The sequence below is a fragment of the Streptococcus sp. NLN64 genome (assembly GCF_015831295.1).
Lineage (GTDB): Bacteria > Bacillota > Bacilli > Lactobacillales > Streptococcaceae > Streptococcus.
Genome location: NZ_JADXDQ010000063.1, coordinates 1 through 9754, shown reverse-complemented (window position 1 = coordinate 9754; position 9754 = coordinate 1). Strand labels below are relative to the sequence as shown.

9 protein-coding genes are annotated in these 9754 nt (G+C 38.9%); 3 read left to right on the top strand and 6 right to left on the bottom strand.

Features of this window, described 5'->3' with window-relative positions:
• Window positions 1–137: 137 nt before the first annotated feature.
• Genes I2503_RS08185 through I2503_RS08160 form a run of 6 tightly spaced genes read right to left on the bottom strand, consistent with a single transcriptional unit; the run spans window position 138 to window position 8505 of the window.
• Complete coding sequence (locus I2503_RS08185; RefSeq protein ID WP_196967633.1) at window positions 138–3233, bottom strand: type I restriction endonuclease subunit R; 3096 nt, start codon at window positions 3231–3233, stop codon at window positions 138–140.
• A gap of 45 nt (window positions 3234–3278) precedes the next feature.
• Window positions 3279–4583: an anticodon nuclease gene (locus I2503_RS08180; RefSeq protein WP_196091368.1), complete on the bottom strand. Its 1305-nt coding sequence runs from the start codon at window positions 4581–4583 to the stop codon at window positions 3279–3281.
• A gap of 19 nt (window positions 4584–4602) precedes the next feature.
• Window positions 4603–5100: a restriction endonuclease subunit S gene (locus tag I2503_RS08175; RefSeq protein ID WP_348769627.1), complete on the bottom strand. Its 498-nt coding sequence runs from the start codon at window positions 5098–5100 to the stop codon at window positions 4603–4605.
• 46 nt (window positions 5101–5146) lie between these two features.
• On the bottom strand, window positions 5147–6349 hold the full coding sequence (locus tag I2503_RS08170) for a restriction endonuclease subunit S (RefSeq protein WP_196967631.1): 1203 nt from the start codon (window positions 6347–6349) through the stop codon (window positions 5147–5149).
• A 3-nt stretch (window positions 6350–6352) separates the two neighbouring features.
• Window positions 6353–6958, bottom strand: coding sequence for a Fic family protein (locus I2503_RS08165; RefSeq protein WP_196967630.1), 606 nt, complete (start codon window positions 6956–6958; stop codon window positions 6353–6355).
• The gene (locus I2503_RS08160) at window positions 6958–8505 is read right to left on the bottom strand and encodes a type I restriction-modification system subunit M (protein WP_196091371.1); all 1548 of its coding nucleotides are present in this window, start codon (window positions 8503–8505) and stop codon (window positions 6958–6960) included. Before I2503_RS08160 ends, I2503_RS08165 begins: the two co-directional genes overlap by 1 nt.
• Before the next feature lie 237 nt (window positions 8506–8742).
• Between I2503_RS08160 and I2503_RS08155 the strand changes: the two genes are divergently transcribed.
• The 3 genes from I2503_RS08155 (at window position 8743) to I2503_RS08145 (ending at window position 9560) form a co-directional block, all read left to right on the top strand.
• Entirely contained in the window at window positions 8743–8895 is a 153-nt protein-coding gene (locus I2503_RS08155) for a hypothetical protein (RefSeq protein ID WP_196967629.1), read from the top strand.
• 106 nt (window positions 8896–9001) lie between these two features.
• On the top strand, window positions 9002–9247 hold the full coding sequence (locus tag I2503_RS08150) for a hypothetical protein (protein WP_196092417.1): 246 nt from the start codon (window positions 9002–9004) through the stop codon (window positions 9245–9247).
• A 34-nt stretch (window positions 9248–9281) separates the two neighbouring features.
• The gene (locus I2503_RS08145) at window positions 9282–9560 is read left to right on the top strand and encodes a hypothetical protein (RefSeq protein WP_196092413.1); all 279 of its coding nucleotides are present in this window, start codon (window positions 9282–9284) and stop codon (window positions 9558–9560) included.
• Window positions 9561–9754 lie beyond the last annotated feature (194 nt).

Genomic DNA, 9754 nt, shown 5'->3' with positions numbered 1-9754 from the left:
CCATCTTTATTTATAGAAAAACTTGATCGTTCATAAAAATCATCAGAATTGCAATTGTTTATTGCTTGTTTCTGATGATTTTTTTTGATAGTTACGCAAAGATATTCAGGCTATGAATAATTCGGGTTAAACAATTACTACAATACTCCACCGATACCCTTGAATTTTTCAACAAACATGCCAATCTTTTGAAATACCATTTGTTTCTTAGTGTGATACTGAGGATTCAGTGGACTCATCCTAGGCAGAGTCTCATTGAGAGCATTGCCGTTCTCGCTGGCATATCCATGATTCAAAGAGGTTTGGATATAACGCTTAGTATTTTCTACATGTAAACCTTCCGTCTGAATCAGCGCTTCCACTTCTTTTTTCTGCTCCTTCTGAGCAAAGAGGAAGAATTCCTTAATGATATCGGTTTTATTCGCAAAACTATCCAAATCACTGTGGTGAATAAAGGCCACAATCAGATCTTCCTTGGCTCTATTTCCAAGACTTGCACGAATAGTACGCGAAATTTCCTCAATCAAAATATCTTTGTCAGAAACTTTTTTATTGGTTTCAAAAATCAATTCCAAAATATAGTCTAGATTGATTTCCTGAGATTTTAACAGCTCAACTTCAAAGACGACAGAATCCCAGTCTATTTTTGATTGGCTATCTTGCTGATTTCGACGTTCGATAGTATACCAATCCCTAATGTCATTGTAGGTAGAACGATAATCCTGAATTTCTCGTACTGTCGGCAAGGTTAGCTGAGATAGGTCCGCCATAGTTGTATCATCCATGTGATACTTGGCCTGAAATACTGCCACTTCCTCTGCATTTTCAAAATCAACCTCTTGCAAAGCCTGTAAACTCATATAGTCGTCATAATTCTGAAGAATGGTATCCAGTTTCAAATACTTACCGAACAAATCAACAAAAGCTTTTTTATCACTTTCTTTTACAATTTCACTTGGATTTGGAAAACGTTCCCGAAGCTCCTGAACAACCGACAAATAGCCTTCCTTCTGCTCTCCTGCATCTACATACCCATTTAAGTAATCATGATAAGAGCGCTCCAACAGCACCTCTGCTGTCTCTGTTTTACCAAAAAGTTTAATCGCATCAGTCGTTGCCTTTTCCAAATCGCGAAAAGTCACAATATTCCCGAAGGTTTTGGTCGCATCATAAATCCGATTGGTCCGTGAGAAAGCCTGAATAAGTCCGTGATAACGAAGGTTTTTATCAACAAAAAGAGTATTGAGAGTCGGCGCATCAAAACCTGTCAGGAACATGCCCACCACAATCAGCAAATCCACCTCACGCGTCTTCACGCGCTTGGCCAAATCGCGGTAATAATTTTGAAAATCATTACCATTAATTGTGTAGTTGGTCTGGAATAGCCTATTGTAGTCAACTACACAGCGGCTTAGAAATTCTTTGCTACTGACATCTGACAAATCTGTTGGGCTAAAGGTCTCATCATCAATTTCTCCGATGGCGGACTGTGCTTCGTTGGCTACAAAAGAGAAAATAGTCGCAATTTTTAGCGGGTTACCACGACCTTCCTGCTGCTTTTGCAGCTCCTGATAATAGGCTTTGGCGGCATCAACACTGGACACCGCAAACATGGCATTGAAACCTTTTCCTGACTGTCGGTGTGTTTTTTGATCAAAATGCTCCAAGATATAACTTGAAATCTCAGAAATCCGTGTTGGATGCAGAAGAGCTTTCTTAGTTTCAGCAGCATTCAGTTTATCTAAATCCTGCTCACTTTCGTAGTCCTTAAATTGAGGGCGGACATCATTATAATCCACCATAAATTTCAAAACTTTCTGATCCCGGATGGCATCTGTTATGACATAAGAATGAAGCTCATTTCCAAAAACTGAAGCCGTCGTCTCAGAGCCCAAGGCGTTTTCTACCTTAATCGGAGTTCCTGTAAAACCAAACTGGCAATATTTCTTAAACTTCTTTTTCAATCGTTTTTGAGCCTCACCAAATTGCGAGCGATGGCACTCATCAAAGATGAAGACCACTTGCTTGTCGTAAATCTCATGTTGCTGCTCACTACTCATAAAATTATTAAGTTTTTGGATAGTGGTCACAACAATCTTGTTATCATCTTTTTCGATATTTCGCCTGAGACCAGCTGTACTATTGGAACCATTGACTGAGTCTGGCGAGAAGCGCTGGTATTCCTTCATGGTTTGGTAATCCAAATCCTTTCGGTCAACAACGAAAAAGACCTTGTCAACCTCATCCATTTCCGTCGCAAGCCTTGCCGCCTTGAAGCTGGTCAAGGTCTTACCAGACCCTGTCGTATGCCAGATATAGCCTCCTGTATGAGGGCCACTCTTGATTTTGGAGGCAATGGCAGAACGGATTTTCCAGATAATCCGCTCCGTTGCCGCAATCTGATAGGGGCGCATGATGAGCAGCGTATTGCTGGTGTCAAAGACCGAATAATAGATTAAAACATTGAGCAGGGTGGTTTTGCTGAGAAAAGTCGCTGTAAAGTCCTTCAAATCCTTAATTGGGTCGTTGTTTTTCAAGGCCCAATTCATAGTAAACTCAAAAGAGTTCTTATCCCGCTTGGTGGTATTGGCAAAATAGCGACTGTCTGTCCCATTTGAAATGACAAAGAGCTGAAGGTACTTAAACAGGGAATTTTCTTCGTTGAAACTTTCCTTGCTGTAACGATGCACCTGGTTAAAGGCCTCACGGATAGCTACGCCTCGTTTTTTCAATTCAATCTGTACCAAGGGCAGACCATTGACCAAGATAGTCACATCATAGCGATTGGCGCTAGCCCCTATTTGATTCATCTGATTGATGACTTGCACCTTATTTCGGCTAATATTCCTTTTATCCCAAAGATAGATATTTTGAATATGCCCATCATCAAAGATGAAGTCATAAACATAGTCATCATGCAGCTTTCGCGTCCGATCAATCAGACTTTCACTGGCTTTATTCAAATATTCGTCTAAAAACCGCTGCCACTCCGCATCTGTAAATACCACACGATTAAGGGTTTCCATCTGCTCACGGAGATTACCAAAAAGTGCATCAGGAGTAGTGATATAATTCAGATATTCATACCCCTGTTGCTGTAAATCACTAATCAGTTCTCTCTCCAACTCGGCCTCCGTCTGATAGTGACTAGGCTGCTCCTTTTTAGTGTACTTTTCAAGGACGATAAAATTATTCGATTCGATAATCGGGGCTGTTTGAGTGAATTCGGACATAGTTACTCCTTATAATAAAATTACTCTCAAGCTTAAATTTTTAAATCATCCAGATTTAAAGTTATATTTGGAAATAAACCACCCAAATACATTCTTGAAATGAGTTAAATCCTCTTCTGGAATTTCTGAATTTTCTTCCATCGAATGCTTATTGTGACTAAATAAATTTAATTTTCTACAATAAATATCAATATCTCTTTGAGTTAAGCCCTCATCCTCATCTGGGACCAGTAAATCTTCCCAATTTCCATACCCCAAAAATGTAGAGGTTTTTTCAAATAAGGTTCTCAACAAATTGAAATGGTATTTTTTTATGCTATTATTTTGAACAGCTTGTTGAATGACTTCGATTATTTCTATATGATATGAAAACGGAGAGTCATTCGTATCTTTCAAAATATAACTGTCCAAACCATTATGAAAATCGACAACATGCTCTAGGATACTTGGACAATAACTATTGTTTTTTTCTTTCTCCACCTCTCTATCACTATTCTTTTTCTTTAATTCATTAAATAACACGTTAAAAAACAAGGGGTGGTGTGTTGTTACGATAAACTTTATTCCTTGATCGTTTGGATTTTTACTATCTCTAGGTTTATAATTACTTTCTCTAATTAAGTTAGCAATATCAATTGCCACCTCAATTACTCTTTGCTCATCAAGAGAAGAAACCGGGTCATCAATAATGATATACTCAATTTTATCTAACTCACTAGAACCATCATTTATATCTGTAATTACTTGGTTAATAAAAGTATAAAATAAACTCCAAATAAAATTTGTCTCTTCCCCTTTTGAAAGTTTAATATTTTCTTCAGTTATCCTCTCATTATTTTCGACATTCTTTTTCGTATACGTTTTTCTAAAGGCGACGCTTTTTGAGCCGTCGAAAATAGGTTCTATAATATTTTGCAGAGATCTTCCTTCTTCTCCATCAGGAAGAATTCCTAGGTAGCTTTGAAAAGTATTAATGACATCATTATGCATTCCCTGTACATCAATAATATACTGTACAAACAATGATTCATTATTAATTATTAACTCCCGATTAGTATCACCTGATAAATCATTGTCCCAAGTAAACAAGTCCTCTGTAAAAGCATTGTAATAAAACAATTTCTTTTTCTTCATCAATTCTATGGTTTGCATATGACTAGACTGTTGCCTAGTAGATTCACTTGCTTGATTTTCATCGCCAAAAGATTTCGTAGCTAACAGTTCTTTTATTTCCAAAGATAGCCGTGTTTTCCCGCTACCATTAAACGCATAAATTAACTGCGTTTTAGTTTTTCTTTCAATTAACTTTGATGCTACTTCAGATAACGTTTCAAATGAGTTTGATGTCATAACTTTAGTTCTCCAAATTTTATCTAAACTTTAACAATCTATCCCTGAAATACTTATACTGCTTCTGCCGCAGTTCAATTTCTTTTGGCAAGCCTTCTGCAATAGAGCTGATAAGGCTGTCAAAAGTATCAAGGATGGAGACGATACGGGATTGGACTTGCTGCGATGGTAGAATGATAATCAAATTTTCGACACTCATTTTCGATAATCTGGGAACACTTGCTTTTCTTACTTGACCTTTCAACCTATCTTGGTTATTTAGTAGCGTATGATAAATAAACCTCTGTTTAATGACATCCGTCTCAATCGTCCACACATCATCCGCTTTCCAAAAATTCTGGTTACTATACCCAATTTCTCCCGCGGCACCAGCACTAATAATAAATGTGCTATCTCCTAATGTGTTCCAGTCTTTATAATAACCTAATGCAGTCAGACTATTTTGATAGACAGGATAACCTCCCATATCAGACAAGTCCTTCCGGACTAAACGTTTTCCACGCACAACATCTGACACCACTCCCAACTGTACCCGTATGGGGCCAAAGACCCAGTTCAAGAGCCTAATCAGGTCTTGTCTGTACTGTACTGTCAGTATACACGCCTTCGGCGGTGAAGGTCAAGAGTTTATCTCGAAAATACTCGTACTGTTTTTGACGCAGTTCAATCTCCTTGGGCAGTCCAAGCTTTAGGTCGTTGCAGACCGTATCGAAGTTATCCAGAACTTGGACGATACGCTCTTGAATGTGAAGAGGTGGAACGGGGATTTTGAAATCTCTAATCATCTTCAAATTAAGCCCACCCCTAGTTCCCTCTCCGGAAGAAATTTCACGAAATTTAGTATATTGGCCTTTGAGATAGTAATATAAATAATGACTATTAATACTTTCATCAGACACAATAGAGCACAGGGATTGATTTGTACAGAGTTCTATTTTGGTTATTGCGACTGTCCCCCGAGTTTTGCCTTGTCCTGCCAATGCAATCACAACCGTGTCCTTCGGAACCATTTTTGTACTACAACTATCATACCCCAATTGCGTGATTTTTTTATCCGTATTATATACAAAACCTTTATTTACTTCCCCTGAACTCATCCAAGGAATTGTACCATTTTCCCAGTATCCCAAATTAGAAGTTTTAGGAGTGGCACCCGCTAAACAATCCGCCACCTCCCCCAGCGTCTTCCACTCGACCTGATAAACCTCGTCCTCAAAGGATAGGAGTTTATCCCGATAATAAGAGTATTGCTTCTGGCGGTCGGTCAATTCTGCGGTCAATTCTGTAACATATTCCGTGAATTTGTCAAGTATTTGTGCGATTTTTCGTTGAATTTCTAGGGGTGGGATGGGGATTAAAAACGATTTAAGCGTTGAGAGTACGATATAGGACATTGCTGCTTTCTTGGTATTTCGCTCTAGATACTGTTTCAACTGATATTTAACAAAATGAAATAAATATCTAACGCTAATATCAGTAGTAAAATTAGTCAACACATAAGTCCTTTGGTAGGCTTCAAATTTCCCGGAATAATACTTTACATCCCCTACATTTGCGTTCCCTGCTATCAAAAGTGCTTCAGCATCCCACCTAAAGGAGTTAATCCGACTAATATCTCTAGCTGTTGTAAAAAAAGGATACATACCATTTTCTACAGCAGCATTGGCGTTCAACTTACCAGTCTCAATTTCACAAACCTCCCCCAACTCTTTCCAAACTACTCCATTGGGGCAGAGGTCGGCTATCATTTCTTCTATTTTTGTCATTCTTTACAACTCCTCTGTCTTATAGAGACTATAACCCTCATAGTAGTAGGAATGGTCGATTCCTTTCAGGTAAATGGTGCGGTCGTTGACTTTACTTGTCAGAGCTTGCTTGATAACATGGTTTATCTCGATGTCTCGGATAGGGCTGCGCTCCATGGCTAGGAGGTAGTCTTCCTTATCCACCTTTGACCAATCAACAACCTGACCAATCTCCGCTTTCAGGAGGTGGGCCAGCCACAAGCACATGCTTCGGCCATTGCCCTCCCGAAAAGGGTGGGCCATATTCATTTCCACATATTTCTCGAAAATCTCATCTACTGTTGACTGAGGCATCTTGTCAATCGTTTCAAGAGAATGAGACAGATGCATGACTGGAGCGAAGCGAAAATTGCCTTTGGTCATATTGACATCACGGACCTGACCTGCAAAAGAATAGATATACTGAAACAAAGTCTTATGAATAAAGGCCAAGGTTTCAAAACAACCCGCTTTTTTGGTATCCAGCAAGTCTTGCTCAAATAATGCCTTGGCCCGCTCCTTGCTGATTTTTTCCTCAGCCCTTGCCAATTCCAGAGAATCCGTGATTCCAAGTTTATTGTCCAAAACCATCAGCTCAGCTCCTCCACAATCTTATCAATCTCTACACGCAAAACATCAATCTTTTTTACCCTTTCAGCAATGTCTTTATTTAACTGAACAATATCAATCTTCTCTCGGGTATCTTCTTTTTCCACATAGGTCGACACCGACAGATTGTAGTCATTCTCGACAATCTTCTCGTGGGGAACAAGTGACACAAAGTGCGCTTTTTCTTCTCCCTTTGCAAATCCATCTAAAATGTTCTGGATATGCTTCTCTGTCAGTACGTTATTGTTGGTTTCTTTTTTAAATTCCCGACCAGCATCAATAAAAAGGGTATCAGTCGTGGTCTTATTTTTAGCTAACACGAGAATACAGGTGGCAATAGAGGTCCCAAAAAAGAGATTGTCCGGCAGCTGGATAACGGCCTCAACAAAGTTACCGTCAACCAGATATTTGCGAATTTTTTGTTCCGCACCACCACGGTAAAAAATACCTGGGAAAGTAACGATAGCAGCCCTGCCTTTTGACGACAGATATGATAAACTGTGCATGATAAAAGCAAAGTCAGCCTTGGACTTAGGTGCCAAAATCCCCGCAGGCGCAAAGCGATCATCATTGATTAAGGTCGGATCGTCACTGCCAATCCACTTGATGGAATAAGGCGGATTTGAGACGATGGCATCGAATGGCTTGTCATTTCCATGTTTTGGATCTAACAAGGTATTGCCACGCTCAATGCTAAATTTATCGTAGTTGATATTGTGGAGGAACATGTTCATGCGAGCGAGATTATAGGTGGTCATGTTGATTTCCTGACCATAAAAACCATCTTCAATAATATGCTCGGAAAACTGTTTCTTGGCCTGAAGCAGGAGAGAACCTGAACCACACGCAGGATCATAAATTTTATTAATCTTATTGTTCTCATCTTTTCCCAGCATCACAATCTTGGCCAAGAGTCTGGAGACGTTTTGCGGTGTGAAAAACTCACCACCTGATTTCCCTGCATTAGACGCATAATTAGAAATCAAGTATTCATAGGCATCCCCAAATAAATCAATATGATTATCTTCAAAATCACCAAAGTCCAAGTCTGCGATACCTTCTAAAATATCTGCCAGACGTTGGTTCCTTTCCATCACTGTATTCCCAAGTCGATTACTCCGAGTATCCACATCATCAAAGAGACCTTTAATGTCATGTTCACTGTCATAACCGACAGCACTGGACTCAATTGCGTCAAAAATTCCCCTCAAATCTGTATTCAATTTATCATTATTTCTAGCATTTCTGACAACATTTGAAAAGAGCTGGTCTGGATAAATGAAGTACCCTTTTGTTTTAATAGCATCGTCCTTAATGTCATCAGTGATCAATTCTACAGGAACATCTTCATAATTGATGTCTGGGTCACCACCCTCAATGTAGTTTTTAAAATTTTCGCTGATAAAGCGATAAAATAAAATCCCTAATATATACTGCTTAAAGTCCCATCCATCTACCGCACCACGTACATCATCAGCAATCGCCCATATTTTCCGATGGAGCTCCTGTCTTTGTACTTGTTCTGACATGATCCTACCTCATTTTTAATCTTTTTGTACTATTTTATCACGTTCTTAAGCGTATAGGACACACCATCTATCAACTACTACGCTAATAGCTTTCTTCTCTCAGAAATTTTCTTCATTTACTGTAATTCTTTACACATCATTACTTGTGAAATTATAAAAGGCGGATTATAATGAAACTATCGTAAGAGACTACATTATAAAGATGCCCACCATTGGCATTGAATTGGAGGTGTTACTATGACCTTGTATGATTCTATTTCTCAAAAATTAGGAAAAGACCTGTTGCAATATATTGAAGAGGTAAGGCTGCGAGATGCCCAGAAAACCGATTGGACCGAGGATGACACTGACGATATTAAGACTTCTCCTTTGTATCGACTAACTCTTTAAGAATTGGATGAATTCGAAAAATACGCTTGGCCAACCTATACGGAACACTAACCAAAACCAATTACCAAGCCTTAAAACAATGGCAACAAGAAAGAGGTGATTCACAATGATGCTTTTCCTTCAAAAAATTCAAAATTCAGATAGTCTAGGCTATTTTTACACACCAGAGAATTATCCGGGACCAGGTATTGTTGAAATAGACCCCATTTCCGGAGAGGTTCACATTGTTGAATTATCTTCCTTTGATAAAAAAGAGGGTTACCCCTACTTCGCCAGCATTGCCAGAGGTAAAGTCAAGCAAATGTGGGACCAACAAGACTTGCCTGATGAAAAATTCTTTGCTTGGGGATAACACAGCGATTACACACGAACAGGAGGCTTTCGTTATGAATCATGACAATTACAGCAAATCAGAAATTGACTTGAAGTTTTCAACCTTAGAAGAAGATATGATGGCAAGTAAATTCGAGTTGCTCAACCAAAAATGGGATGCCAGCGTCCAACAAATTCTATCCCAAACTAAGGTTCTACTACTTGAAAGAGAAATGATTGAGAAATCAGCCAGAGAGGCCGAAATGAAAACAACCACGCGCTGGTTCATCGGCTTAATCCTATCTCTCACCGGTCTAGCAATTTCGATTATTGTTAACTTCTTCCTCCGATAATCTCCGTTTCTCATTTTTAATTCAAATTTTTTCTCCCTTTAAGCTTTGTTTAATCTTTCCAGGTTATACCCCGAATTATTCATACCTAACTTAAAAACCTTCCAGAAACCGTATTGATCACAGGGTTTCTGGAAGGTTCTGCTTTTCACCCATTGGGTGAAACATTCGACTAGACAAAAAAGGATTTCCCCTTT